The following is a 23,165-nucleotide window of genomic DNA, read 5'->3' as shown; positions in this document are numbered from 1 at the left end:
GCTTGTTTCGGGGTTAGCGTGGTTTCGTGATGGCCTTCCGCTATGGCGAGTACCACGACGGCCCCGATCCCCTGGCGCCTCCCTATGACGTACGCGCCGCGCTCGACGAGATGGGCGACGCCATCCTGTCAGGCTCGACCCCGGTCCACGCCCTGCGCGACCTGCTCAAGCGCGGCCTGCCGGGCACCCAGGAGCGGCGCGGGCTCGACGACATGCTCAGGGAGGTCCGCAAGCGCCGCCGTGACCTGCGCGAGCGCGGGCGGCTCGACGGCACGCTGGAGCGGGCGAGGGCGCTGCTGGACAAGGCGATCGGGCAGGAGCGGGCCGAGCTGTTCCCCGACCCGTCCGACGACGCGCGGCTGCGGGAGGCGGGCCTCGACGCGCTGCCCGAGGACACCGCGAGCGCGATCCAGGAGCTGAGCTCTTACGACTGGCGCTCCCAGGCGGCCATGCAGACCTTCGAGGAGCTGCGCGACCTGCTGCGCAGGGAGGTGCTCGACAGCCAGTTCAGGGGGCTGCGCGACGCGCTGGCCAACCCCGATCCCGAGGCGATGCAGCGCGTCCGCGAGATGATGGCGGACCTCAACGCGATGCTCGACAAGGACGCCCGCGGCGAGCACACCCAAGCCGATTTCGAGCAATTTATGGCGAAATATGGCGACCTGTTCCCCGAGAAGCCGCGCAACCTCGACGAGCTGGTCGACATCCTCGCCCGCCGCGCCGCCGCCACCCAGCGCATGCTGGCCTCGATGACGCCGCGCCAGCGCGAAGAGCTGGGCAACCTGATGAACCAGACCCTTGAGCAGGCGGGCCTGGCCGACGAGATGCGCCGGCTCGGCGAGGCCCTCTACTCCCGCCGCCCCGACCTCGCCTGGAACGCCCCCGAGCGCCTCACCGGCGAAGAGCCGCTCGCCATGGGCGACGCCGTCACCGCGCTTGAGGAGCTGGCCGACCTCACCCAGCTCGAGACCGCCCTGCGCCAGGACTACCCGGGCGCGCGGCTCGACGACATCGACGAGGCCGCCGTACGCCGCGCGCTCGGCCGCTCAGCCGTCGACGACCTCGAAGCGCTCAAGCGCATCGAACGCGAGCTCGAGGAGCAGGGCTACCTCCTGCGCCGGCGCGGCAAGCTGGAGCTGACCCCCAAGGCCGTGCGCCGGCTCGGCGAGACCGCGCTGCGCCGGGTCTTCTCCTCGCTCGACGCGGGCCGCAGGGGCGACCACGACCAGCACGACGCCGGCTCTGCCGGGGAGCTGACCGGGTCGTCGCGGCCGTGGCGGTTCGGTGACGAGCAGCCCATCGACGTCGTACGCACGCTGGTCAACGGCGTGCGCAGCGGCGGCGTCACGCTCGGCGACCGGGTCGGGGTGCGGCTGTCGGTCGACGACTTCGAGGTGGCCGAGACCGAGCGGCGCAGCGCGGCGGCCGTCTGCCTGCTGGTCGACCTGTCCTACTCCATGGCGCTGCGCGGCACGTGGGCCGCCGCCAAGCAGACCGCGCTGGCCCTGCAGGCGCTGGTGGCCTCGAAGTTCCCGCAGGACGCCGTACAGATCATCGGCTTCTCCAACTACGCCCGGGTGCTGCAGCCCGACGAGCTGGCCGGCCTCGACTGGGACATGGTCCAGGGCACCAACCTGCACCACGCGCTGCTCATCGCCGGACGCCACCTCGACCGCCACCCCGACTTCGAGCCGGTGGTGCTGGTCGTCACCGACGGCGAGCCGACCGCCCACCTCATGCGCAACGGGCGTTCGGCGTTCGAGTGGCCGCCGTCGCACGAGACGCTGGAGCTGACGCTGTCCGAGGTGGACAAGATGACCCGGCGGCGGGCCACGATCAACGTCTTCATGCTGGCGGCCGACGACCGGCTGAAGGAGTTCGTGGACGAGGTGGCGCGGCGCAACGGCGGGCGGGTCTTCTCGCCGAGCGCCGACCGGCTGGGCGAATACGTGGTGAGCGACTTCCTGCGGTTGCGCCGCACGCGGTGACGGCCGCGAGGTTGTCGGTGCCGCCTGCGAGACTGCCCGGCATGGATGTACGGCTGAGAGACGTGACGGAGGCCGATCTGGAGGTGTTCCTGGCGCAGGAGCACGATCCCGAGGCGGCGCGGCGGTCGAGGTTCGCGCCACGCGAGCGTGAGGCGTTCCTGCGCCACTGGAAGGCCAACGTCCTCGGCGACCCCACCGTCTACGTGCGGGCCGTGCTGGTCGACGGGGAGCTGGCGGGCAACCTGGTGGCGTGGTGGGAGGAGGAGCGGCGCTTCCTCGGCTACTGGTTCGGGCGCGCGTTCTGGGGGCGCGGCATCGGCAGCCGCGCGATCGCGCTCTTCCTCGCCGAGGAGCCCCACCGGCCGCTCTACGCCGACCCCCACGAGGGCAACACCGCTTCAGTCCGTCTGCTGGAGAAACACGGCTTCCAACGCGAGGGCACCCTCCACCACGGCGACGACCAGCACATCATGCTGGCCCTCCACGCCCCCGAGCCCTAGCCACCGGCGAAACGCCGACGCCGCGCGTGGCGGCACCTCGCGGTGGCGCGTCCCCGTCGTCGTCGGGTGCTGCTCAGCGCCGCACTTCCAGGACCAGTTTGCCGGTGGTGCCCCCGGACTCGATGCGGCGGTGGGCTTCTGCGGCCTGGGTCAGGGGGAGCCGGTCGATCTGCACGCGCAGGTCGCCGCTCGCGGCGGCGTTCACGGCTCGGCGGAGGGCCTGGCCTGCGGTTTCCGGGAAGGTGGCGGCGAAGGCGGCCGCATTGAAGCCGGAGACGGTCTTGTTGGTCAGCCACAGCTCGTTGGCCGGCATGCCGACGTCCCCGGCGCCGGAGGCGTTGCCCATGACGACCAGCCGGCCCATTGGGGCGAGCAGGTCCAGGCTGTCGCGGCGGGTCGCGCCGCCCACCATGTCCACCACGACGTCGAACCGCCCCGAGGCCGCCGCACGCAGCACGACCTCGTCGTACCCGAACGCCCTGGCCGCCTCGACCTTGGCCGGGCCGCCCACGGTGCCCACCACGCGGCCCGCCCCCAGCAGCCGGGCGGCCTGCCCGAGCTGGCTCCCCACGCCGCCGGCCGCAGCGTGCACCAGCACGCTCTCCCCCGGCTCGATGCGGGCCACCCGGTCGAGCACCAGGAACGCCGTCGTGCTGTTGGACGGCAGCGCCGCCGCCACATCGAGCTCCAGCCCGAGCCCGTCCAGCGGAGCCACCAGGTCGGCGGCGGTGACGGCCACCTCGGCGTACCCGCCGCCGTCCACGATCGTGAGCGCGGCGACCGGCTGCCCCGCCCGCAGCCCCTCGACACCCGGGCCCAGCGCCCTGACGTGACCGGACACCTCGATCCCCGGGACGAACGGCAGCGGCACGTCGGCCAGCCCCTGCCGGTAGAGGATCTCGGCGAAGTTCGCACCCGCGTACGCCACGTCGATGGAAACCTGGCCGGGCCCTGGCTCGGGCACCTTGACCTCGTCGAGCCGCAGAACGTCAGCGCCGCCGAATGCGGGAATCGTGATTGCCTTCATGCCGTCCATCGTCCGGGCTGAGCCGTCTGCGAGGCAGTGCCGGCTCATCCTGGGTGTACGGACACCAGGCTCTCCAGCTTCCGCTGCGTGTCGGTGTCGGGGTCGGGCGTGTGCAGCACCACGTTCAGGTCCGCCCGGTCCGGCAGCCGGAACAACGAGTACGCGAACACCAGGTCACCGGCCTCGGGATGGGTGATCGCCTTGACCCCCTGCGAACGGGACCGCACGTCGCTCCGCGCCCACAACGCCGCGAATTCCGGGCTGACCGCACGCAACCCATCAGCGATCTCCTCGAAGACCGGATCGCCCGGATATCGGGCCGCCGATGCCCGGAAATCTGCCACCATGTCGGGCGCGAACTCGTCCCACGCCGTGAACCTGCCCCGGTAGATCGGATGGGTGAAGAACGCGACCATGCAGTTGCTGACGTCCTCGTCGAAGCCGAACACGCGTCTGGAGGCGTCGTTCGTCGCCACCAGGCCGTAGTGCCGGTCAAGGACGTGGGCCGGGTTGGGCATCCAGGCGTCCAGCACGGCCCTGAGCTGATCGTTGACGGGGGCGCCCGGGCGTCCTGCGGGGTCCGGCGGGTTCAGGCCGGCGAGCACGTACAGGTGTGAGCGCTCGGCCTCGTCCAGCAGCAGCGCACGGGCGACGGCGTCGAGCACGGCGCCGGAGACCTTGATGTCGCGCCCCTGCTCCAGCCACGTGTACCAGGACACCCCGACCCCGGCCAGCACCGCCACCTCCTCCCGCCGCAGCCCGGGAGTGCGGCGACGTCCGGCGGCGGGCAGGCCGACGTCAGGGGGCGCGAGCGCTTCGCGCCTGGCGCGCAGGAACTCTTTGAGCTGCTCACGACGACGCTGACTGGCACTCACGAAACACACCATAAGCGACAAACCCCCAGTCCCCGCGCCCGAGGAAGGGGCGCTGCCGCAGCTCCTGGGCAGGGCCGGCGGAAGGGCGCCGGTTCCGTGCGACGCCGGCCGAGGCCGCGGCCGCGGATCGGCCACGTGGGAGGCGCCGTTCAGTCCTCGCCGCGCCGGGCGGCCGCGAGGAGGCGGGTGGACAGGGCTTGGCAGCGGGCGGCCAGTTCGGGCGGGTCGAGGACGTCGAAGTCGTGTCCGAGCAGCACCACGTGCATGAGCACGAAGTCGAGGTTGTCGGCGCCGGCGACCACCTCGCAGCCGTCGCTCCCCCGGTCGTGCACGACGCCCGCCGCCGCCGGCACCTGCGCCCGCACCACCTCGACCGGCGCGTGCACGAGGAAGCGCGCCTGGTGCCGGTAGACGCGGGTGGTGACGTTCTCCTGCACGTACGCCGCCGCGTCCGGCGCCTCCCGTGGCCGGAACCGCCGGGTCCGCGCGGCCACCTCGCTCATCCGATCGACCCGGAAGTTACGCCAGTCGTCGCGGTCGAGGTCGAAGGCGAGCAGGTACCAGCGCCGGGAGGAGGCGACCAGCCGGTACGGCTCCACCGTCCGCGTCCGCTGCCCCTCCCGCGACGGGTAGGCGAAGGCGACCTCCACCTCGTCCCGGCACGCCCTGGCCAGCGTCATCAGCACCTTCGGATCGATCGGCTCCCGGCCGCCGCCCGCGAAGGACTCCACCGAGCCGGCCAGCGCCCGCACCTCGTGCCGCAGCCGCGTGGGCAGCACCCGGTCGAGCTTGGTGAGCGCCCGCAGCGCGGCGTCACCCGCGCTGGCCACCGCCCCACCGGCTCCGACCAGCAGGGAGACGGCGGTGGCGATCGCCTCCTCGTCGTCGAGGAGCAGCGGCGGCAGGTCCTGCCCCGGGCCGAGCTGGTAGCCGCCGCCGACGCCCTGGCTGGCGTGCACCGGGTAGCCGAGCGTGCGCAGGCGTTCGACGTCGCGCCGCACGGTACGTGAGGTCACCCCGAGCCGGGCGGCCAGCTCGGGCCCGGTCCAGATCTGGCGCTGCTGGAGCAGCCCGAGCAGGGTGAGCACCCGCTCCGTCGTTCCGCGTTCGTCCTCGCTTGCCAGGGTCATTTTCTCAGCCTGCCAGAGATTGCGGACCGATCCTGTCCGCTAGGGGTGTCATCGTGGAGCCATGAGCACAACCGCGTTCGACTGGAACAGGACGCTGCGCGAGCAGTTCGCCTGGCACTGGACCAACCATCTGCGGCCCCGCTTGGCGGGGCTCACCGACGACGAGTACTTCTGGTCGCCGGTGCCCGACCCCTGGAACGTGTGGCCGCGCGGCCGGTCGACGGCGCCCATCCAGGGCGGGACGGGAGACTTCACCATCGACTTCGCCTACCCGACGCCGGTCCCCGCGCCGTTCACCACCATCGCCTGGCGGCTCGGGCACGTCATCGTCGGCGTGCTCGCCGCGCGCACCGCGTCCCACTTCGGGGGGCCGCCGGCCTCGTACGAGACCTGGGAGTACGCCGGCACCGCGGCGCAGGCACTCGACCAGCTGGACAGGGAGGTCGAGGCGTGGCTGGCCGGCGTCCAGAGTCTGGGCGAGGACGGGCTGCGCGTCCCGGTCGGGGACAAGGAGCCGTATCCTGAGGCCCCCATGGCGGATCTGGTGCTGCACATCCACCGCGAGCTGATCCACCACCTGTCGGAGGTCTGCCTGCTGCGCGATCTCTACCTGCACACCCACCTGGCGAACGACGCGCGAACCACGGAAGGCGCCCAGCGATGAGCCGACACATTCAGATCACCTTCGACGCTCACGACCCGCGGGCGCTGTCCGTCTTCTGGCGCGACGTGCTCGGGTACGTCCACCCCGCGCCTCCCGGGGTCGAGCTGCCCGCAGGCGCCGACCCACTGGCCGCGTGGGACGACTTCCTGGAGCGCATGGGCGTGCCGGAGGAGCGGCGCAACAGCAGCTCGGCCATCGAGGACCCCGACGGCGCCGGGCCCCGGGTGTTCTTCCAGCAGGTGCCCGAGGACAAGGTCGCGAAGAACCGCGTGCACCTCGACGTGCGTGCGGCTCCCGGCCTGGCGGGCGACGAGCGCATGGCGGCGCTGGAGGCGGAGTGCGAGCGGCTGCTCAAGCTGGGCGCCACCCGGGTCCAGAGGTACGAGCCGCAGCCGCCGATGAGCGGCGGCCACATCGTGATGCTCGACCCGGAAGGCAACGAGTTCTGCCTGGACTGACGGCGCCCCGGGCGAGAACCGGGACGGCTGCTCGCGGATCAGGCGCTCGCGAGGCGCGAAGGTCAGGCGTCTATGAGGCGGGAGTAGAAGTCGAGGGCGACGTCGAAGCCGTCGCGGCAGTTGCGGTGGGAGCGGTAGCAGGGGCGCCAGGCCGAGCTGGCTCCCACCCCGGCGCGCGCGTCGCGCAGCGCCTCGCGCACCCGCTCGGGGCGCGGCAGCAGCCCATGACCGAGATAACGGACGCCCGAAAGCTCGGTGTGCTGCCCGCGCCCGCCGGCGACGAACCGGCCGAGCCGCCACCCGCTCTCTTCGTCCCACACGAGCGCGGTGCCGTCGGTGAGCTTGACCGTGGCGTCACGCGGATCGCAGGGGCCCTCCCACCAGTCCGAGACCTCTGACCCGAGCAGTTCGACAACGCGCTGCACGTAGCTGATCGGCTGCTGCAGCCACTCGTCGGAGTACGGCTCGACGTGCTTGATGGCCACGGACGGCACCTCCTTGTGCCCAAACGGTAAGGAAAAAGCGGCGTTGCCCAACCATACCCGCGCCGAACTTATTCCGTTGCACAGCCGTCTAGTCATTACGGACGATATTCACGTCCCCGACGGGGAAGGAGGGGGACCCATGATTGCCGCCGTGCTCCTCGTCGTGCTCATGGTCGTCACGGTGACGGCCATGGAGTTGTGCATGCATTGCTCGGCCACGAGCAAAGAGAGTGTCGAATCCCCCAGCGAGATCATCGGGGACTAGTCTCTCCCGCATGGACCTGCTTCTCTGGCTGCACATCGGATTCGCGATCTTCACGCTCGGTCCGATCACCGCCGTGACGATGTCGGCGCCCCGGGTCATCCGCACCAAGAACGTGCCCGCGCTGCGCTTCATCCAGCGCACGACCAGGATCTACGCCATCGGCAGCATCGGCGTGTTCGTGTTCGGCCTCATCCTCGGCATCGTCATGGGCGACGGGCTGCTCGGCCGGTGGTATATGACGGCGTCGATGACGTTGTTCATCGTGGGCATCGTGCTGCTCGTCCTCATCGACCGCGACCTGCGCGCCGCCGTACAGGCGCTCTCCAACGAGAGCGCCGAGGACGACGCGAAGGTCGAGAACGGGCGGATCGCCGCGATCAGCAGCCTGCTGTCGGTGATCTGGCTGGTGATCCTCTTCCTGATGGTGGTGCCCGAGTAGGGCGCCACCGTCAGGAACGGCTCAGCCCAGCGCCTGGGTGAGGTCGGCGAGCAGGTCGTCGACGGTCTCGATGCCGACCGACAGGCGCACCAGGTCGGCGGGCACCTCGAGCGGCGACCCGGCGGCCGAGGCGTGCGTCATGCGGCCGGGGTGCTCGATGAGCGACTCCACTCCCCCGAGCGACTCCCCCAGCGTGAAGAGCTTGGCGCGGTCGCACACCGCCACGGCCTCCGCCTCGCCCCCGGCGACGCGGAACGACACCATGCCGCCGAACCTGCGCATCTGCTTCGACGCCACCACGTGGCCAGGGTGGTCGGGCAGCCCCGGATAGAGCACCTCGGTCACCTTCGGGTGCGACAGCAGCAGGTCGACGACGCGCTCGGCGTTGGCGCAGTGGCGGTCCATGCGCACGCCGAGCGTCTTGAGCCCGCGCAGCGTCAGCCAGGCGTCGAACGGCCCGGCCACCCCGCCGATGGAGTTTTGATGGAAGGCCAGCTCCTCGCCGAGGCCGGCGTCGGCGGCCACCAGCGCGCCGCCCACCACGTCGGAGTGCCCGCCGACGTATTTGGTGGTCGAGTGCACCACCACGTCGGCGCCGAGCGCGAGCGGCTGCTGCAGGTAGGGCGAGGCGAAGGTGTTGTCGACGACCAGCAGCGCGCCGTTGTCGTGGGCGAGCTGCGCCAGCGCGGCGATGTCGGCGATGCCGAGCAGCGGGTTGGTGGGCGTCTCGACCCAGACGACCCTGGTCTTCTGCGTCATGGCGGTGGCCACGGCGTCGAGATCGTGCAGCGGCACGGGGTCGTAGTGCAGGCCCCAGCGCTCGTGGACCTTGGAGAAGAGGCGGTAGGTGCCGCCGTAGGCGTCGCCGGGGATGATGACGTGGTCCTGCGGCTTGCAGACCGTACGCAGGAGGGTGTCCTCGGCGGCGAGACCCGACGCGAACGCGAGCCCGCGCGCCCCGCCTTCCACGGCGGCCAGCGCGGCTTCGAGCGCGGTCCTGGTCGGGTTGGCCGAGCGGCTGTACTCATATCCGGACCGCAGGCCGCCCACGCCGTCCTGCTTGTAGGTGGACGTGGCGTAGATCGGCGGCACGACCGCGCCGGTCAGCGGGTCGGGCTCCTGACCTGCGTGAATGGCCAGGGTCTCAAAACCGTTGCTCATACCAGCCACGTTAGTGGACGCGCGCCGCGCTCAAGCCGCCCCGCACCCGCGCCCCGGCCGGGGTCCTGACGCCGCCCGCGCGAGCCGGGCCGCTCAGGCCGCCCTGGTCTCGCGCCGGTCCCCGCCGGACCGCGCGGGCAGCCGTACGACGTCCGCGTTGCTGTCCACGTTGTCCACGTTGTCCATGTTGAGGTCCGCGTTGATGAATCGGCCGCTGCCGCCCTCCGCGTGCTCCCCGTTGATGCGCGAGAGCAGTACCGGGTCGGCCAGCGCGAGCATCACCGCGACGACCAGCCCGACGCCCAGGAGGGCGAACCCGATGGCAACCATGTCTGTCCCCTTTCCGACCTCTCCAGCATCGGCGAGGACCCCCGCCCGCCACCTCCCCTGAAGGGCTGGTCTCTGGAACGCCCGGTCGGCCGAACGGTCGATACGCCTTGTCCGACTCCAGGCTTAGGCTCGACGCCGTGGGGGACTCGAAACGCGTCGTGTACTGGATCCGCCGGCTCAGCGAGCTGGCCATGTACGGCTGGCTCGGCCTCCTCCTGCTGATCGACCTCGTGTTCGCCGCGGGCCTGGGGCCTCAGCAGTGGCTCGTCCCGATCTGCGGAGCGGCCGGCATCACGGCACTGGTGCTGCGGCGCAGGTTCCGTACGCAGGGCTACCTCGCCCTGCTCGGCCTGTCGTTCGTGACGTCGATGACGCTGGCCGCCATCGGCGACGGCGGCCTGCCCGGCATGACGGAGACCGGCTCGCTGCTCATCCTGACCCTCGGCGTGCTGCGGCACGTCGAGCCGGTACGCAACGCCGCCCTGCTGTCCTGCCTCGGCCTCGCCGTCCTGATGGCGGAGGCCGGCGGCCGCGAATACCACAACGCGGGGCTGATGTTCTCGTTCCTGCTGTTCGCGAGCTGGTCGCTGACCGCGGGCGTCGGCGGCTACCTGCGCTTCCAGCAAGAGCGGCGGATCGAGGCGGTCCACTCGGTACGCAGGGCGGAGCGCCTTGAGCTGGCCAGGGAGCTGCACGACCTGGTCGCCCACCACATCACCGGCATCGTGGTGCAGGCCCAGGCCGCGCGTACGGTCGCCGAGAGCAGCCCGCAGGCCGTGCTGCCCGCGCTGGACGCGATCGCCTCGGCCGGCTCGGACGCGCTGACGTCGATGCGCCGCATGGTCACCGTGCTGCGCGCGGAGGACGAGGCAGGCAGGACGCCCGGCGTCACGCTGGCCGACCTGCGCATGATGACCGAGCGGTTCTCGGCCGAGGGGCCGAAGGTGGCCTTCGAGATCGGGCAGGGCATCGACGACCGTACGCTGCCGCCCGAGGTCATGACCACCCTGCACCGCGTGCTCCTGGAGGCGCTGACGAACGTGCGCAAGCACGCGGCGCGCACCGCCTGGGTGGAGGCGGAGCTGCGCCGCCTGGAGCAGCTGGTGACGCTGCGGGTGCGGAACTTCGGCTCCGGCCCGGATTCGCGCGTGTCCCGGCTCGGCGGCGGGTTCGGGCTGGTGGGCATGGCCGAGCGGGTGGAGGCGCTGGGGGGACGGCTCTACGCGGGCCCGTCCCCCGAGGGCGCGTGGGAAGTGGTCGCCGAGTTCCCGCTCTCCTGACAGGGGAGCGGGAACCAGTCAGTGGTTGGCCAGGAAGGCGAGCAGGTCCTGGCGGGTGATCAGCCCGGCCGGCTTACCGTCTTCCAGCACAACGGCCGCATCGGCCTTCTCCAGCGCTTCCACCGCAATGGCCACAGGTTCACCAGAGCCGATCGTGGGTAGCGGCGCGGACATGTGATCGGAGATCGGATCGTCGGAGGAGAGCCTGCCGTGATAGAGGGCTTCGAGGAGATCGCGCTCGACGATGGATCCGACCACCTCGGCCGCCATGACCGGCGGCTCCTCCTTCATGACCGGCAGCTGCGACACCGAGTATTCGCGCATGATCGAGATGGCCGTGCCGACCGTCTCGTGCGGGTGCACGTGCACGAACTCCGGCAGCCCCGCCCCCTTGCGGGCCAGCACGTCGCCGACCGTGCCCTCGTCGGAGGACGTGGTCAGGAAGCCGTAGTCGGCCATCCAGTCGTCGTTGAAGATCTTCGACAGGTAGCCGCGGCCGCCGTCGGGCAGCAGCACCACCACCACGTCGCCGGGCGCCGCCGTGGCCGCCACCCGCAGCGCCGCCACCACGGCCATGCCGCACGACCCGCCGACCAGCAGCCCCTCCTCGCGGGCGAGCCTGCGGGTCATGTTGAAGGAGTCCTTGTCGGACACGGCGATGATCTCGTCGCAGATCTCCGTGTCGTACGTGGCCGGCCAGATGTCCTCGCCCACGCCCTCCACGAGGTAGGGCCGCCCGGACCCGCCGGAGTAGACCGAGCCCTCGGGGTCGGCCCCGATGATCTTCACCCGGCCGCCGGAGACCTCCTTGAGGTAGCGCCCGGTGCCGGAGATCGTGCCGCCGGTGCCGATGCCCGCCACAAAGTGCGTGACCCGGCCCTCGGTCTGCTCCCAGATCTCGGGCCCCGTCGAGTGGTAGTGGGAGTCGGGGTTGTTCGGGTTGGAGTATTGGTCGGGCTTCCAGGCGTTGGGGATCTCGCGGGCCAGCCGGTCGGAGACCGAGTAGTAGGACTCGGGGTGGTCGGGCGAGACGGCGGTCGGGCAGACCACCACCTCGGCGCCGTACGCCCGCAGCACCGAGATCTTGTCCTGGGCCACCTTGTCGGGCACCACGAACAGGCACCTGTAGCCCTTCTGCTGGGCCACGATGGCCAGGCCGACGCCGGTGTTGCCCGAGGTCGGCTCGACGATCACGCCGCCCGGGCGCAGCGCGCCCGACTTCTCGGCGGCCTCGATCATGCGCACCGCGATGCGGTCCTTGACCGAGCCCCCGGGGTTGAAGTACTCGACCTTGGCGAGCACCTGCGCGGGGACGCCCGCGGTGACTTTGTGCAGCCTGACGAGCGGCGTGTTGCCCATCAGGTCGACCAGGGAATCGTAAACGCGCACCGAGGTGTTCACCTTCTTTGCCGAAGCTTGGTCAGCTTGTCGATGGCCGAGGTCCAGTGGGGGTGGCCGGCCCTCGGCTAGTTTCATGCAAACGCTACCGCCGAGTTCGACTGGGGAGGGCACGTACGTGGTGTGGCCGGCTGGCATGGCACGCGCGGCAAGGAAGATCGCTACCGCTGCGGCGTTCGGAGGTGGCGGGCTGACGGCTCTCGGAGCCACGGCGTACGGCCTGCTGATCGCCGAAGGGCTGCTGGCACGCAAGGCCATCGGACGCCCGCACGGCCTGGACGGCCCGCCGTCCGACGGCGTCTACGGCGCCGAGTTCCCCGGCGAGCCGATCAGGATGGCCATGCTGGGCGACTCCACGTCTGTCGGCCTGGGCATGACCGATCCGGCGCACACGCCCGCGGTGCTGCTGGCCAACGGCCTGGCCGCGGTGGCCGACCGGCCGGTCGAGCTGAAGGTGGTGGGCAAGTCGGGCGCGCCGTCGGCGGAGCTGGCCGAGCAGGTGGACGCCGCGCTGCCCATGAGCCCCGACCTGGCGGTGATCTTCGTGGGCGCCAACGACATCATCACGCAGACGCCGCCCGCGACCGCCGTTCGCCATCTGGTCAAGGCCGTGCGGCGGCTGCGTGACGCGGGGGCGGAGGTGGTCGTGGGCACGTGTCCCGACCTCGGCACCGTGCGTCCCATCGCGCAGCCGCTGCGCTGGGTGACGCGGCGCTGGAGCCGGCAGCTCGCCGCGGCGCAGACGGTGGCGGTGGTGGACGCGGGCGGCCGTACGGTGGCGTTCGCCGACGTCCTGGGCCCGGAGTTCGCTACAAATCCGACAGAAATGTTCGGACCGGATCGTTTCCATCCATCTGACCGAGGTTACGCGCAGGCCGCTTACGCGGTGCTACCGTCGGTGTGCGCTGCGTTGGGGCTGTGGCCTGAGCCGCGGCCCGCGCGCGGCGAAGCACTGCAACCGATCTACCTCGCGGCGGCTACGGCCGCGGAGGAGCCCGGCACCGAGGTCTCCGCGACCCGGGTCGACGGGCGGGCGACGGGCCTGCACGGCAAGTGGGTGACGTTGTTCCGCCGGCGGCTCGGCGAGGCGGTCAACGACACCTGACACCTGCGCACCCTCGGCCGGTCACCCTTCGCGCCCGAGTCGCCACTCCCCGTCCTCATTGGAGTGGATTGCCCGTGCGCCGGCCCTCGTGGAAACCGTCCCTCGCCCTCGCTGGCACCCTCACCGCCGGCCTCGCCGTCGCCGGCTGCTCCGGCAGCGACGCCGCCACCTCCGCCTACCCCTCCTGGCACAACACCAGGATCAACGTCGTCAGCAGGATGGCGGTGGGCGCCGACGTGGTCGCCGTCACCTCGATGAGGCCGGAGGGCGCGCTGGAGACCGTCGCCATGAGCCTGCGCGACGGCCGGCAGCTGTGGGCCCATCCGGCCACCATGGCGGGCCGCCTGCCCGGCATGGGCGTCTCGGCCCCCGCGCTCGTGCGGCAGGCCGACGGTCACAGCGTGGTGGTGGCGCTCGATCCCGCCAAGCAGGGCCGCTGGAACGCCACGCTCATCGCCCGCGACGCGCGTACGGGGGCGAAGAAGTGGACCAGGCCCGTGCACTCGACGTTCGGCCCGCAGCGCTGCGGCCCCTACGTGTGCCTGTCCGAGCACACCGCGCTGGCCAAGGCCCGCATGGTGGTGCTCGACCCGGCGACGGGCAAGCAGCTGTGGAAGCTGCCCGGCATCTCCGAGGTCGAGTGGTCGGACAAGAGCCGGGTGCTGCTGCTCAGGCTGGCCGCCAACCCCATGGTGGAGTCGTACGAGCTGAAGACCGGCAAGCTGCAGTGGCAGCAGCCGATCGAGCAGGCGCTCGGCCCCGGCATCGACCTGTCGGGCGGCTGGGCGTTCGGGGCGGCGGGCGACGACCTGGTGGGCTACGTCGCTCCGTACACGAACCCGCGGACGAAGAAGGTCTCGGCGTTCGGGCTGTTCAGCGTCAAGATCGCCGACGGAACCATCAACTGGATGCGGCCCTCGGTCGTACGCGTCTATCCGAGCGGCAGCCCGGGGCTCGCCCCCGTCGTCCGCCCCGTCGATCCCAACGGCGCCTACGGCGGCTTCGCCCGGCTCGACCCGGCCAGCGGGCGGGTGGTCGGCCAGATCACCGCCTCCGAGGTGCCCGGCTCCGGCTGGTGGCTGGCCTTCCCCGACCGCATGGACAAGCTGGGCTTCCTGCAGCACCGCGCCAAGGGCACGGCCTTCGACCTGGCGGCCGGCCGTCCGGTTCCGGCGGAGGGCGAGCGCGGCTGGTCGTTCTGCGTCACCGACCCCAAGCCGCTGCCGCTGCGCGGCCAGCCGCCCGGCTTCTACTCCACGGCCGCGCTCTGCGAGTACGACCTCGGCACCGGCAAGCGCATCACTCCCCCATCCACGCCGCCGCCCTGGTTCACCGGCAGCCAGGAGGGCTGGCGGCTGTGGCGGGACGAGCGGGGCGGCCTGCACGCGGTGAACGACCAGACGGCGAACTCGCCCGGAATGTACGGGTAAGAACGGCCCCGTCGGCCCTTGCGCAGAGAACTGGAATATAGTTCTACTATTAGCGCCGACAAAGGAGGGGCCATGCCCGAGGCAGTCATCGTCGCAACCGCGCGTTCCCCGATCGGACGAGCCTTCAAGGGGTCGCTCAAGGACATCAGGCCCGATGATCTGACCGTCCAGATGATCAAGGCGGCGCTGGCCAAGGTGCCCCAGCTCGACCCCGCCTCGATCGAGGACATCATGCTCGGTTGCGGCCTGCCCGGTGGCGAGCAGGGCTTCAACATGGCCAGGGTCGTGGCGGTGATGCTGGGCCTCGACGACGTGCCCGGCACCACCGTGACCCGCTACTGCTCCTCGTCGCTGCAGACCACCCGGATGGCCTTCCACGCCATCAAGGCGGGCGAGGGCGACGTGTTCATCTCGGCGGGCGTCGAGACCGTCTCCCGCTTCACCAAGGGCAACTCCGACTCGCTGCCCGACACGCACAACCCGGCCTTCCTCGGCGCCCGCGAGCGCAGCAAGGAGTTCGCCGAGGGCGGCCACGTCTGGCACGACCCGCGCGAGGACGGCGAGGTGCCCGACGTCTACATCGCCATGGGCCAGACCGCCGAGAACCTCGCCCAGCTCAAGGGCGTCACCCGTCAGGAGCAGGACGAGTTCGGCGTGCGCTCGCAGAACCTCGCAGAGAAGGCGCTGGCCGACGGGTTCTGGCAGAAGGACATCACGCCGGTGACGCTGCCCGACGGCACCGTGGTGGCCAAGGACGACGGGCCCAGGGCGGGCACCACGTACGAGAAGGTCTCCACGCTCGCGCCCGTCTTCCGCCCCGACGGCACGGTCACCGCCGGCAACTGCTGCCCGCTCAACGACGGCGCCGCGGCGGTCGTCATCATGAGCGACGTCAAGGCCGCCGAACTGGGCATCACGCCGCTGGCCAGGATCGTCTCGACCGGCGTGACCGGCCTGTCGCCCGAGATCATGGGCCTCGGCCCCGTGGAGGCGTCGAAGCAGGCGCTGGCCAGGGCCGGCATGTCGATCGACGACATCGACCTGGTGGAGATCAACGAGGCGTTCGCCGCGCAGGTCATCCCGTCGTACCGGGAGCTGGGCATCGACATCGACCGGCTCAACGTCAACGGCGGCGCCATCGCGGTGGGCCACCCGTTCGGCATGACCGGCGCGCGCATCACCTCGACGCTGATCAACGGCCTCCAGCACCACGACAAGAGCATCGGCCTGGAGACGATGTGCGTGGGCGGCGGCCAGGGCATGGCCATGGTCATCGAGCGCCTGAGCTGAGCGTGCGGGCCGCGCGACCGGGACGCCTCCCGGCGCGCGACCTCAGTGCGGGCCGCGCGACCGGGGACACCTCCCGGCGCGCGGCCTCAGCCGTGGCGGTCGGGGCCGGCGTGGACCGGGGTGATGCGCATGAGGACGCGGCGCTCGCGTTCCATGGCGGCGCGGTAATCATCCCAATCGGGGTGCTCGCCCGAGATGTCGCGGTAGTAGGTGATCAGCGGCTCCATCGCCTCGGGCAGGTGGACGATCTCGGCGGTGCCGTCGACCTGGATCCACTCCCCGAAGAAGCGGTCGGTGAAGACGCACAGCGACACGTGGGGGTCGCGCAGCGCGTTGCGCACCTTGGCCGCGGTCTCGCGGGTGCTGATCACGACGTGGTCACCCTGCACGCCTGCCGTGACCGGCGACATCTGCGGGCGCCCATCGCGGTGCCGGGTCAGCAGGACGGCGTGGTGGTGATCGCGGAGGAAACCGAGGGCCTTGTTGAGATCCATGCCCTCATGATGACGCGCCCGCGCTTGAGGCACGGGCGCGTGGCGGTTGGGCTTAGATGAAGCCCATGCGGTTACGGCGGTGCCGCTCGTGCTCGTGTACGATCGCGGCGGCGTAGCCGTGGGTCAGCCCGTGCTCGTCGGCGAGCCAGTTGGCCCGTTCGTCGCACCTCAGGAAGCTCGGGCCGTTGTCGATGGCTTGGAACCACTCTGGGAGTTCGCGTCCCGTGATGGTCGGGACCCTTGCGATGAGCTTTGTCTGCGTCTCCGGTGAGTGGTTCAAGGACATGGGCACCTCCGCGGATTAAGGTCCTTTGCTTGACACTGCAACACGGACGTGCGAATGGCAAGCCCTCAGCCCGGCATCATTTTGTGACGGCAGGTAGATTTTCCGTCGCAGAGCGAAAGGGCCCCGCCGGTCCGGCGGAGCCCTTCACGAGACGGTGGCAGCAGGTCAGTCGCTACTGGTGAAGTAGCTGATGAACCGCAGCACCTCCAGGTAGATCCACACCAGGCTCAGCGTGAGGCCGAAGGCGCACTGCCAGGCGAACTTCTCCGGCGCGCCCTGCTTGACGCCCTGCTCGATCGAGTCGAAGTCGAGCAGCAGGAAGAAGCAGCCGAGCAGGATCATGGCGATGCTGAAGATCCAGCCGAGCGGGCTGTCGGTGCGCAGGCCCAGGCCGCCGTCGACCCAGATGCCCATGACCAGGTTGACCAGGACCAGGCCGAGCGCGGCGAGACCGGCCGCGACGGTGAACTTCACCAGCTTGGGTGTCACGCGGACGATGCGCAGCGCGTAGACGGTCAGCACCGCGCCGAACGCGAACGCCGTGCCCAGCACCGCCTGCAGCACGATGCCGCTGATCATGCCTTCGAAGACAGAGCTGATCTTGCCGAGGAAGACGCCCTCGAACACCGCGTACGCCAGGATGAGCGCCGGGTTGGTGCTCTGGGTGAACGAGGCGATCAGGCCGAGGACCAGCGCGACGATCGCCGCGCCGATGGCGACCATCGGGGGGACGTCGAGGATCCAGGCCGCGGCGGCGGCGACGACCAGCGCGCCGAGGGTCAGGAACCCTCGGACCACGACGTCGTCGAGCGTCATGGTCCGGTATGCCGGCCGGGACGGTGGTGCGTACGACGGCGCGTCGTACATGTTCTGCAACTGGTCGGGTGACGGGGTGGGACCGGCCCAGCCCGCCGCGGCCTGCTGCCGCGACCTGCTGAATACGGGGTTCTTGCTCTCCATCGCTGCCTCCTGTGACGACGAGCCTACGGTGCGCGCCGCCACCTTGGTCAACTGACGCTCATATGGATGTTCATACGGGATGTCGGCTGCGTTCACAACGATCCGGCCCGCCCCGGAGTTCCCGCGGTCGCGAATTGCCCGCGGGCGGCCTCCGGCAGGGCATCGACGTGCGCCGATGCGCCCAGGGGAAGAGTATGGCCCCTTTCAGCCGCGGGAAAGGGCGGTTGTCAGGCGTAGTCAGGCATTCACAGAAAGGAATCTCCGCAATGCGCGGAGAAAGCAGAAAACCCGGAGCCTGTCAATGTCGGGGAGCCGGCGAAAACTTTTCGGACGGGCAAACAGCGGCGGTCGGGCGGTCCGTACGCACCGGAGGTCAGGACCGGCGGCGGGGCCGCTCGGCGTCCGCGTGGCCGGGTATCCACCAGCAGTGATCACACGGTGACAGGACAAACTCGATAACAACTCGATATCGGCCGGTAACACCGTAGTGATGGTCTGTCTCGCGATGGCGGTAAACCTCCAGGTCAGAGACCTGGAGTCAATGGAGATGGCAAGTGCCCCCGGCGGGATTCGAACCCGCACGTCAACCCTTTTAAGGGGTTTGCCTCTGCCATTGGGCTACGGGGGCGCCGCAATCATACGAAACAGACCATGCTTCCGAGGAGCACAACTTCGCATCAAGCGTCACAAGTGTGAAGCTTGCGGTGAAGTGATAGCGCTCCAGGGACTCTGTCCAAGAAGAGTAGACCGTCTAGATGGTCCAGTTGGTGCTGAATGCAGCGAGCTTCCACGGCATCCGCTTCGATGGTGACGGTCTCCCCGGATCCTGGCAAATGCCCATGTACGGTGATACGCGTCGCTCGCCGTACGTCGGCGGTCAGCCCGGGGATCGACGCGCACCCCTCACGCCCCTCGTCCCAATCGGCCGCCCCCGCGAGCCTGGGATTGACGAGGACGGTCTCTCCGGCCCAGGAACGACTCCTGGGGTGGCGAGCGGCGTCAAAGGCGATCAGTCGCCAGCTGAGGCCGATCTGAGGGGCCGCCAGCCCGGTCGTGGCGGGCGTGCGGCGCAGGGTCGCCAGCAGATCGGCCGCGGCGGCCACCACCTCGGGGTCGCCCGGGTCCACGGGCTCCGCCACGGCGGACAGGACGGGATGCGGAGCGCCGAGCACGTCCCGCACGGTGCCGGCCGGCCTCGGGCCCCGCCGGTTCACAACAGGTCCGGTTCGACGGGACGGAAGGTGATGTCGGAGTCGAGGCTCGCGCCGACGGCCGCGAGCCTGCGCATGAGCGCGGCCACGTCGACGTCCTTCGGCAGCTCGACGTCCGCGATGAGCACGTACAGGCGGCCGGTGAGCCGCGTGCTCATGCCGGTGATGTTGCCGCCGTCCTCGGCCAGCACGGCGCTGACGGCGGAGACGATGCCGGGACGGTCGGGGCCGTGCACGGTCAGCACGTAGCCCAGCCCGCCGCCGTAGCCGCCGCAGAAGTGGCGGCGGGCGGCGATCGCCGAGGCGGTGACCACGAGATCGGGAGCACCCACCCGTTTGGTCAGCTCGGCGGGATCGAGGTCGCCCGAGACCAAGAGCATCATCGCGACGTGCCCGCCCAGCAACGTCATGGTCGAGTCCTGGATGTTCACCCCGCAGTCGGCGAGCGACCCGGTTACCGCGGCGATCACGCCTGGCCGGTCGACGCCCAGCACGGTCACCGCTGACAGACCCACCCGTGGCACCCCTTCCGCTTGCTCCATGGGCGCCGAGAACGCCCCGGCGCATGGATCGCCGGGGCGCTGCCGTACCCGAGCTAGCGGCGAGTCGTCGCCACCGCCGCCCTGAAGCCGTCGCGGGGGTGCTCCATCTCTCCCAGAGAGATCGTCTCTCGCTTGAAGAACAGAGCCAGAGTCCAGTCGACGACCACACGGACCTTGCGGTTCAGCGTCGGCACCCGCGACAGATGGTAGGTGCGGTGCATGAACCACGCAGGGAATCCGCGAAGCTTGACGCCATAGACATTGGCCACGCCCTGATGCAGGCCGAGCCCGGCGACCGATCCGACGTACTTGTGGCGGTAATCGACCAGTTCCTCGCCGCGGAGGTGGCGGACGATGTTGTCGGCCAGCACCTTCGCCTGGCGGACGGCGTGCTGGGCGTTGGGCGCGCAGTACTGGCCGGGGTTGGTCACGTCGGGCACCCCCGCGGCGTCGCCCGCCGCGAACGCGCCGGGCGAGCCCGCCACGGTGAGCATGGCCGTGGTCTTGATCCGGCCGCGCTCGTCGAGCGGCAGGTCGCTGTCGTTGACCACCGGGCTGGGCTTGACGCCGGCCGTCCAGACGAGCGTCTCGGCGTCGAACTCGGTGCCGTCCGACAGCACCACGTGGCCGCCCACGCAGGACTCGAGCCGGGTGTCGAGCTTGACCTCGATGCCGCGCTCGCGCAGCTGCTCCAGCGTCCACCGGCCCATCTCGGGCCCGACCTCGGGCAGCACCCGGTTCGTCGCCTCGACGAGCACCCAGCGGATGTCGGACGGCTTGATGTTGCGGTAGTAGCGGGTCGAGTGCTTGGCCATGTCCTCCAGCTCGGCCAGCGCCTCGACGCCCGCGAAGCCGGCCCCGACCACCACGAACGTCAGCGCCCTGCGCCGCACCTCGGGGTCCTCGGTCGACTCGGCCACGTCGAGCAGGTGGAGCACCCGGTTGCGCAGCGCGATCGCCTCGCCGACCGTCTTGAAGCCGATGCCGATGTCGGTGAGCCCGGGGATGGGCAGCGTGCGGGAGATCGACCCGGCGGCCATCACGATCACGTCGTACGCGATCTCGCGCGGCTCGCCCTCGGCCGGCTGGAAGGTGACGACGCGCCCGGCGTGGTCGACCTTGGTCACGATGCCGTTCAGGATGTGCACCTTGGGCAGGACCCGCCGCAGCGGGGCCACCATGTGGCGCGGCGAGAGGTTGCCCGCCGCCGCCTCCGGCAGGAACGGCTGGTAGGTCATGTAGGACTGGGGGTCGATGATCGTGATGCGGGCTTCGCCGCCGCGCAGCTCGCCCCGGAGCTTGCGCTGCAGCCTGAGCGCTGTGTAGAGGCCGACGTAGCCGCCGCCGACGATCACAATGTGCTTGTTCATCCTGAGGCCCCATCCCTCGTGGAGAGTGCTTGTGAAAGCATTCACAAGCTTACGTCAAGGGCTCTCAAAGAAGCCAGCCGAGGGGTGGTGGGACGCGTCACACCGCCAGCGACCTGGCCCTGGAGAAGACGTCGTCCAGCATCTGGGCGGTGACGCGGCCGGTGAAGGTGTTCTGCTGGCTGGGGTGGTAACAGCCCATGAGCGTGACGGGCGAGCCGCCGTGCCCGACCTCCACCTCCACCCCGTGACCGAACGGCGGGCGGCTGCGCGGCAGCTCGTAGCCCGCCTCCTTGAGCGCCGGCCACATGGCCTGCCAGGCGTAGCCGCCGAGCGCCACGACCACCCGCACGGTCCCCGCGACCAGCGCGATCTCCCTGGACATCCACGGGAAGCAGGTGGCCTTCTCCTGCGGGGTCGGCTTGTTGGCCGGCGGCGCGCAGCGCACCGACGCCAGCACGCGGGTGCCGATCAGCCGCTGGCCGTCGCCGGCGTACGTGCTGGTCTCCTGTGCGGCGAGGCCGCACCGGTGGAGCGAGGCGAACAGCCAGTCGCCGCTGCGGTCGCCGGTGAAGATGCGGCCCGTCCTGTTGCCTCCGTGGGCCGCCGGGGCCAGCCCGACCAGCAGGATCCGCGGCCGCTCGTCTCCCCATCCGGGGACGGGACGGCCCCAGTACGTCTCGTCCGCGAACGCCCGCCGCTTCGTCCGCGCGACCTCCTCGCGCCACTCGACCAGGCGGGGGCAGGCGCGGCAGACGGACTGCGCGGCCGTGAGCTCCTCGATCGTGCCGCCGGCGGCGGCGATGCGTTTCACGTCGGCGGGGTCGAGGGCGACCGGCGTGTCAGCGGTCGCCGGGTCGCCGGGCCAGCCGGTGCCAGGAGGTACGAAGCTCATGACACCGATGGTGCCCGATCACTCGGAGCGCTTGGGCTCCGGCGTGGCGCTCGGGTCCGCGGCGCCCTCGGCGGGGCAGGCGGACGGCGTCGCCGTGGCCGCCCCGGCGCTCTCCCGCCGGTCGATCAGCGGCAGCGGGTAGCGGTTGCGCACCGGCTCGCCGCACGACCTGTCGATCTCGAAGCCGAAGGACTCAGGCCGGGTGGTGAACGGCTTGCCGTCCTGGTCGTAGAGGTAGACGTCGGTCAGCGGGGTGCCGTCCTTGGCGTACGGCCGCAGGTTGGCCACCCCCTCGGCGGTGCCGCCGCCCACCAGCATCACGTTCGCGGCCGTCTGGACCTGCGGCGACGGGTCGGCGCCCGCCCCCGCGAAGCCCGCGAGCAGCGCCATGGCGGCCAGCGCGTTCGCGGCCACTGCGGTCAGCACGACGGAGCGCCCCCGTGGCCGCCGGCCGAGCCAGACCGAGGCGACGATCGCGAGCACCACGAGCGCCCAGTCGGGCGGGTTCGCGGGGACGAGCCTGGCCTCGCTCGCCAGCATGAGGGTGGCGAGCATGCCCAGGGCGTAGCCGCGCAGCACCCACCAGCCGGGCCTCAGCTCGCGCAGGAAGCCCGCGAGGCCGCTGCTCGAACCGGTGCGCAGCAGGGCGGCGCGGGCCCGGCTCAGGAGCGTGGGGCCGCGCCTGACGCCGCTCGCCCCGTAGGCGGCGGAAAGCTCCGCCGCGTACGCCTCCGGCGGGCCGAGCCTGGTGTCGAGCGGCAGCTCCGACTCGGCGGCGATCTCCGCCAGGTGGTCGTCTAGGTCCTCCAGCAGCTCCTCCCTGTCGGGATGGCCGGCCAGGGCCTCGCGTACGGCCTGTGCGTACTGGTCGGGGGTCATCAGATACCTCCGTGGAAACCCCCGCCTTCAGGCGGGGGAGGAATCGGACTCCTGCGGAGCGGGACGGGGGCGGCCGAAGTGAGGCGTGGCGCAGGTGGTGAAGCGGGCCTACAAGTACCGCCTCTATCGCCTGCGGCGCGGTCCACGACCGTGACGTCAACGCGGCCAGGAACGTGCTCGCCGCCGGGCCGGCGGAGAGCTGAAACGCCTGTGGAGCGGGTGTAAGACCTCAACGAGAGTCCTCTCGGACGGGCGACCGGCCATGAAGCAGGAACCCTCACGGGCGACCGTGGGAATCCCCTCGTTGACGAGGGGGAGGATGTCAAGCTCGTTCCTCCTTGAGCAGGGCTGCCATGGTGGCCGAGAAGGAGGCCCAGGTCTTGGCGGAGTCGGCGTACAGGCGCCGGCCGGTGTCGTTGAGCCCGTAGTACTTGCGGTGCGGCCCCTCGTCGGAGGCCACCACGTACGAGGTCAGCGCGCCCGCTTTGAACAGGCGGCGCAGGGTGCCGTAGACGGAGGCGTCGCCGACCTCGTCGAGACCGGCCTCCCTGAGCCTGCGTACGACGTCGTAGCCGTAGCCGTCACGCTCGTCGAGCACGGCCAGGACGGCCAGGTCGAGCACGCCCTTGAGAAGCTGGCTGCTGTCCACGCGTCACACAGTAGTGTGCAATGCACAGTAGTGGCAAACGGAAAAACCGGGCGGCTC

At 70.9% G+C, this 23,165-nt stretch carries 26 protein-coding genes, 1 tRNA gene and 1 pseudogene; 11 read left to right on the top strand and 17 right to left on the bottom strand.

Annotated features, from left to right (window positions below):
* The first annotated feature begins 29 nt into the window (after positions 1–29).
* On the top strand, positions 30–1,988 hold the full coding sequence (locus AB0K12_RS24425; protein ID WP_364565435.1) for a hypothetical protein: 1,959 nt from the start codon (positions 30–32) through the stop codon (positions 1,986–1,988).
* A gap of 41 nt (positions 1,989–2,029) precedes the next feature.
* A complete protein-coding gene (locus tag AB0K12_RS24420) occupies positions 2,030–2,488 on the top strand; it encodes a GNAT family N-acetyltransferase (protein WP_364565432.1) in 459 nt (152 codons plus the stop codon).
* Between the two features lie 73 nt (positions 2,489–2,561).
* Here AB0K12_RS24420 and AB0K12_RS24415 read toward each other — a convergent pair whose 3' ends face one another.
* From AB0K12_RS24415 to AB0K12_RS24405, 3 genes are all read right to left on the bottom strand, one after another.
* Complete coding sequence (locus AB0K12_RS24415; protein WP_364565429.1) at positions 2,562–3,515, bottom strand: zinc-binding dehydrogenase; 954 nt, start codon at positions 3,513–3,515, stop codon at positions 2,562–2,564.
* A gap of 44 nt (positions 3,516–3,559) precedes the next feature.
* Entirely contained in the window at positions 3,560–4,390 is an 831-nt protein-coding gene (locus tag AB0K12_RS24410) for a helix-turn-helix transcriptional regulator (RefSeq protein ID WP_364565426.1), read from the bottom strand.
* 149 nt (positions 4,391–4,539) lie between these two features.
* Positions 4,540–5,520 carry a YafY family protein gene (locus AB0K12_RS24405; RefSeq protein WP_364565423.1) on the bottom strand — a complete coding sequence of 327 codons (981 nt, stop codon included), beginning with the start codon at positions 5,518–5,520 and terminating at the stop codon, positions 4,540–4,542.
* 61 nt (positions 5,521–5,581) lie between these two features.
* Between AB0K12_RS24405 and AB0K12_RS24400 the strand changes: the two genes are divergently transcribed.
* Positions 5,582–6,184 (top strand): DinB family protein, encoded by a 603-nt coding sequence (locus AB0K12_RS24400; protein ID WP_364565420.1) that lies wholly within the window; start codon positions 5,582–5,584, stop codon positions 6,182–6,184.
* Positions 6,181–6,642, top strand: coding sequence for a VOC family protein (locus AB0K12_RS24395; protein ID WP_364565417.1), 462 nt, complete (start codon positions 6,181–6,183; stop codon positions 6,640–6,642). The genes AB0K12_RS24400 and AB0K12_RS24395 overlap by 4 nt, the downstream gene beginning before the upstream one ends.
* Positions 6,643–6,704: 62 nt before the next feature.
* Here the strand turns inward: AB0K12_RS24395 and AB0K12_RS24390 are convergent, their stop codons facing one another.
* Positions 6,705–7,127: a DUF6292 family protein gene (locus tag AB0K12_RS24390; RefSeq protein ID WP_364565414.1), complete on the bottom strand. Its 423-nt coding sequence runs from the start codon at positions 7,125–7,127 to the stop codon at positions 6,705–6,707.
* Positions 7,128–7,266: 139 nt separating this feature from the next.
* Between AB0K12_RS24390 and AB0K12_RS24385 the strand changes: the two genes are divergently transcribed.
* Entirely contained in the window at positions 7,267–7,392 is a 126-nt protein-coding gene (locus AB0K12_RS24385) for a hypothetical protein (RefSeq protein WP_364565411.1), read from the top strand.
* A gap of 10 nt (positions 7,393–7,402) precedes the next feature.
* Positions 7,403–7,831 (top strand): hypothetical protein, encoded by a 429-nt coding sequence (locus tag AB0K12_RS24380; RefSeq protein WP_364565408.1) that lies wholly within the window; start codon positions 7,403–7,405, stop codon positions 7,829–7,831.
* A gap of 21 nt (positions 7,832–7,852) precedes the next feature.
* Here AB0K12_RS24380 and AB0K12_RS24375 read toward each other — a convergent pair whose 3' ends face one another.
* Both AB0K12_RS24375 and AB0K12_RS24370 read right to left on the bottom strand, forming a co-directional pair.
* Positions 7,853–8,992, bottom strand: a complete 1,140-nt coding sequence (locus AB0K12_RS24375) for a cystathionine gamma-synthase (protein ID WP_364565405.1) — start codon at positions 8,990–8,992, stop codon at positions 7,853–7,855.
* Positions 8,993–9,085: 93 nt separating this feature from the next.
* Positions 9,086–9,322, bottom strand: coding sequence for a hypothetical protein (locus AB0K12_RS24370; RefSeq protein ID WP_364565402.1), 237 nt, complete (start codon positions 9,320–9,322; stop codon positions 9,086–9,088).
* Positions 9,323–9,459: 137 nt separating this feature from the next.
* Here AB0K12_RS24370 and AB0K12_RS24365 point away from each other — a divergent pair, with 137 nt between their 5' ends.
* On the top strand, positions 9,460–10,602 hold the full coding sequence (locus tag AB0K12_RS24365) for a histidine kinase (RefSeq protein WP_364565399.1): 1,143 nt from the start codon (positions 9,460–9,462) through the stop codon (positions 10,600–10,602).
* Positions 10,603–10,620: 18 nt separating this feature from the next.
* On the opposite strand, the gene AB0K12_RS24360 is transcribed toward AB0K12_RS24365, so the two are convergent.
* Positions 10,621–11,991 carry a cystathionine beta-synthase gene (locus AB0K12_RS24360; RefSeq protein WP_364565394.1) on the bottom strand — a complete coding sequence of 457 codons (1,371 nt, stop codon included), beginning with the start codon at positions 11,989–11,991 and terminating at the stop codon, positions 10,621–10,623.
* Positions 11,992–12,136: 145 nt separating this feature from the next.
* Here AB0K12_RS24360 and AB0K12_RS24355 point away from each other — a divergent pair, with 145 nt between their 5' ends.
* The 3 genes from AB0K12_RS24355 to AB0K12_RS24345 all read left to right on the top strand — a co-directional run bounded on the left by AB0K12_RS24355 (position 12,137) and on the right by AB0K12_RS24345 (position 15,825).
* Positions 12,137–13,105 carry an SGNH/GDSL hydrolase family protein gene (locus tag AB0K12_RS24355; protein WP_364565392.1) on the top strand — a complete coding sequence of 323 codons (969 nt, stop codon included), beginning with the start codon at positions 12,137–12,139 and terminating at the stop codon, positions 13,103–13,105.
* A gap of 74 nt (positions 13,106–13,179) precedes the next feature.
* On the top strand, positions 13,180–14,535 hold the full coding sequence (locus AB0K12_RS24350; RefSeq protein WP_364565389.1) for a PQQ-binding-like beta-propeller repeat protein: 1,356 nt from the start codon (positions 13,180–13,182) through the stop codon (positions 14,533–14,535).
* A 72-nt stretch (positions 14,536–14,607) separates the two neighbouring features.
* Positions 14,608–15,825: an acetyl-CoA C-acetyltransferase gene (locus AB0K12_RS24345; RefSeq protein WP_364565386.1), complete on the top strand. Its 1,218-nt coding sequence runs from the start codon at positions 14,608–14,610 to the stop codon at positions 15,823–15,825.
* Between the two features lie 86 nt (positions 15,826–15,911).
* Here AB0K12_RS24345 and AB0K12_RS24340 read toward each other — a convergent pair whose 3' ends face one another.
* From AB0K12_RS24340 to AB0K12_RS24300, 9 genes are all read right to left on the bottom strand, one after another.
* Complete coding sequence (locus tag AB0K12_RS24340; protein ID WP_364565383.1) at positions 15,912–16,319, bottom strand: PPOX class F420-dependent oxidoreductase; 408 nt, start codon at positions 16,317–16,319, stop codon at positions 15,912–15,914.
* Positions 16,320–16,371: 52 nt separating this feature from the next.
* Positions 16,372–16,605, bottom strand: a complete 234-nt coding sequence (locus tag AB0K12_RS24335) for a DUF4287 domain-containing protein (protein ID WP_080045101.1) — start codon at positions 16,603–16,605, stop codon at positions 16,372–16,374.
* A gap of 165 nt (positions 16,606–16,770) precedes the next feature.
* A complete protein-coding gene (locus AB0K12_RS24330; RefSeq protein WP_364565380.1) occupies positions 16,771–17,565 on the bottom strand; it encodes a Bax inhibitor-1/YccA family protein in 795 nt (264 codons plus the stop codon).
* A gap of 555 nt (positions 17,566–18,120) precedes the next feature.
* Positions 18,121–18,193: transfer RNA gene (locus AB0K12_RS24325), tRNA-Leu, on the bottom strand.
* Positions 18,194–18,242: 49 nt separating this feature from the next.
* The gene (locus AB0K12_RS24320; RefSeq protein WP_364565377.1) at positions 18,243–18,737 is read right to left on the bottom strand and encodes a peptide deformylase; all 495 of its coding nucleotides are present in this window, start codon (positions 18,735–18,737) and stop codon (positions 18,243–18,245) included.
* Between the two features lie 38 nt (positions 18,738–18,775).
* On the bottom strand, positions 18,776–19,291 hold the full coding sequence (locus AB0K12_RS24315; RefSeq protein ID WP_345390223.1) for an ACT domain-containing protein: 516 nt from the start codon (positions 19,289–19,291) through the stop codon (positions 18,776–18,778).
* Between the two features lie 80 nt (positions 19,292–19,371).
* A complete protein-coding gene (locus tag AB0K12_RS24310) occupies positions 19,372–20,688 on the bottom strand; it encodes an NAD(P)/FAD-dependent oxidoreductase (protein ID WP_364565373.1) in 1,317 nt (438 codons plus the stop codon).
* A 97-nt stretch (positions 20,689–20,785) separates the two neighbouring features.
* Positions 20,786–21,580 (bottom strand): uracil-DNA glycosylase, encoded by a 795-nt coding sequence (locus tag AB0K12_RS24305; protein WP_364565370.1) that lies wholly within the window; start codon positions 21,578–21,580, stop codon positions 20,786–20,788.
* 18 nt (positions 21,581–21,598) lie between these two features.
* Positions 21,599–22,459 (bottom strand): hypothetical protein, encoded by an 861-nt coding sequence (locus AB0K12_RS24300; protein WP_364565367.1) that lies wholly within the window; start codon positions 22,457–22,459, stop codon positions 21,599–21,601.
* A gap of 131 nt (positions 22,460–22,590) precedes the next feature.
* On the opposite strand from AB0K12_RS24300, the pseudogene AB0K12_RS24295 reads away from it, so the two are divergent.
* Positions 22,591–22,766, top strand: a pseudogene (locus tag AB0K12_RS24295) (RNA-guided endonuclease TnpB family protein); the annotation flags it as partial.
* 15 nt (positions 22,767–22,781) lie between these two features.
* Here the strand turns inward: AB0K12_RS24295 and AB0K12_RS24290 are convergent.
* Positions 22,782–23,108: a PadR family transcriptional regulator gene (locus AB0K12_RS24290; RefSeq protein ID WP_355416582.1), complete on the bottom strand. Its 327-nt coding sequence runs from the start codon at positions 23,106–23,108 to the stop codon at positions 22,782–22,784.
* Positions 23,109–23,165: the final 57 nt, after the last annotated feature.

Source organism: Nonomuraea sp. NPDC049419, assembly GCF_040676995.1.
Classification (GTDB): Bacteria; Actinomycetota; Actinomycetes; order Streptosporangiales; family Streptosporangiaceae; genus Nonomuraea; species Nonomuraea salmonea.
This window is presented reverse-complemented; position numbering and strand designations above follow the sequence as displayed.

What these genes read in the sequence shown, in the direction of transcription:
- AB0K12_RS24425 (WP_364565435.1), top strand. Translation starts at nt 30, where the DNA reads ATGGCCTTCCGCTATGGCGAGTACCACGACGGCCCCGATCCCCTGGCG.
- AB0K12_RS24420 (WP_364565432.1), top strand. Translation starts at nt 2,030, where the DNA reads ATGGATGTACGGCTGAGAGACGTGACGGAGGCCGATCTGGAGGTGTTC.
- AB0K12_RS24415 (WP_364565429.1), bottom strand. Translation starts at nt 3,515, where the DNA reads ATGAAGGCAATCACGATTCCCGCATTCGGCGGCGCTGACGTTCTGCGG.
- AB0K12_RS24405 (WP_364565423.1), bottom strand. Translation starts at nt 5,520, where the DNA reads ATGACCCTGGCAAGCGAGGACGAACGCGGAACGACGGAGCGGGTGCTC.
- AB0K12_RS24400 (WP_364565420.1), top strand. Translation starts at nt 5,582, where the DNA reads ATGAGCACAACCGCGTTCGACTGGAACAGGACGCTGCGCGAGCAGTTC.
- AB0K12_RS24395 (WP_364565417.1), top strand. Translation starts at nt 6,181, where the DNA reads ATGAGCCGACACATTCAGATCACCTTCGACGCTCACGACCCGCGGGCG.
- AB0K12_RS24385 (WP_364565411.1), top strand. Translation starts at nt 7,267, where the DNA reads ATGATTGCCGCCGTGCTCCTCGTCGTGCTCATGGTCGTCACGGTGACG.
- AB0K12_RS24380 (WP_364565408.1), top strand. Translation starts at nt 7,403, where the DNA reads ATGGACCTGCTTCTCTGGCTGCACATCGGATTCGCGATCTTCACGCTC.
- AB0K12_RS24375 (WP_364565405.1), bottom strand. Translation starts at nt 8,992, where the DNA reads ATGAGCAACGGTTTTGAGACCCTGGCCATTCACGCAGGTCAGGAGCCC.
- AB0K12_RS24370 (WP_364565402.1), bottom strand. Translation starts at nt 9,322, where the DNA reads ATGGTTGCCATCGGGTTCGCCCTCCTGGGCGTCGGGCTGGTCGTCGCG.
- AB0K12_RS24355 (WP_364565392.1), top strand. Translation starts at nt 12,137, where the DNA reads ATGGCACGCGCGGCAAGGAAGATCGCTACCGCTGCGGCGTTCGGAGGT.
- AB0K12_RS24345 (WP_364565386.1), top strand. Translation starts at nt 14,608, where the DNA reads ATGCCCGAGGCAGTCATCGTCGCAACCGCGCGTTCCCCGATCGGACGA.
- AB0K12_RS24340 (WP_364565383.1), bottom strand. Translation starts at nt 16,319, where the DNA reads ATGGATCTCAACAAGGCCCTCGGTTTCCTCCGCGATCACCACCACGCC.
- AB0K12_RS24335 (WP_080045101.1), bottom strand. Translation starts at nt 16,605, where the DNA reads ATGTCCTTGAACCACTCACCGGAGACGCAGACAAAGCTCATCGCAAGG.
- AB0K12_RS24330 (WP_364565380.1), bottom strand. Translation starts at nt 17,565, where the DNA reads ATGGAGAGCAAGAACCCCGTATTCAGCAGGTCGCGGCAGCAGGCCGCG.
- AB0K12_RS24310 (WP_364565373.1), bottom strand. Translation starts at nt 20,688, where the DNA reads ATGAACAAGCACATTGTGATCGTCGGCGGCGGCTACGTCGGCCTCTAC.
- AB0K12_RS24305 (WP_364565370.1), bottom strand. Translation starts at nt 21,580, where the DNA reads ATGAGCTTCGTACCTCCTGGCACCGGCTGGCCCGGCGACCCGGCGACC.
- AB0K12_RS24300 (WP_364565367.1), bottom strand. Translation starts at nt 22,459, where the DNA reads ATGACCCCCGACCAGTACGCACAGGCCGTACGCGAGGCCCTGGCCGGC.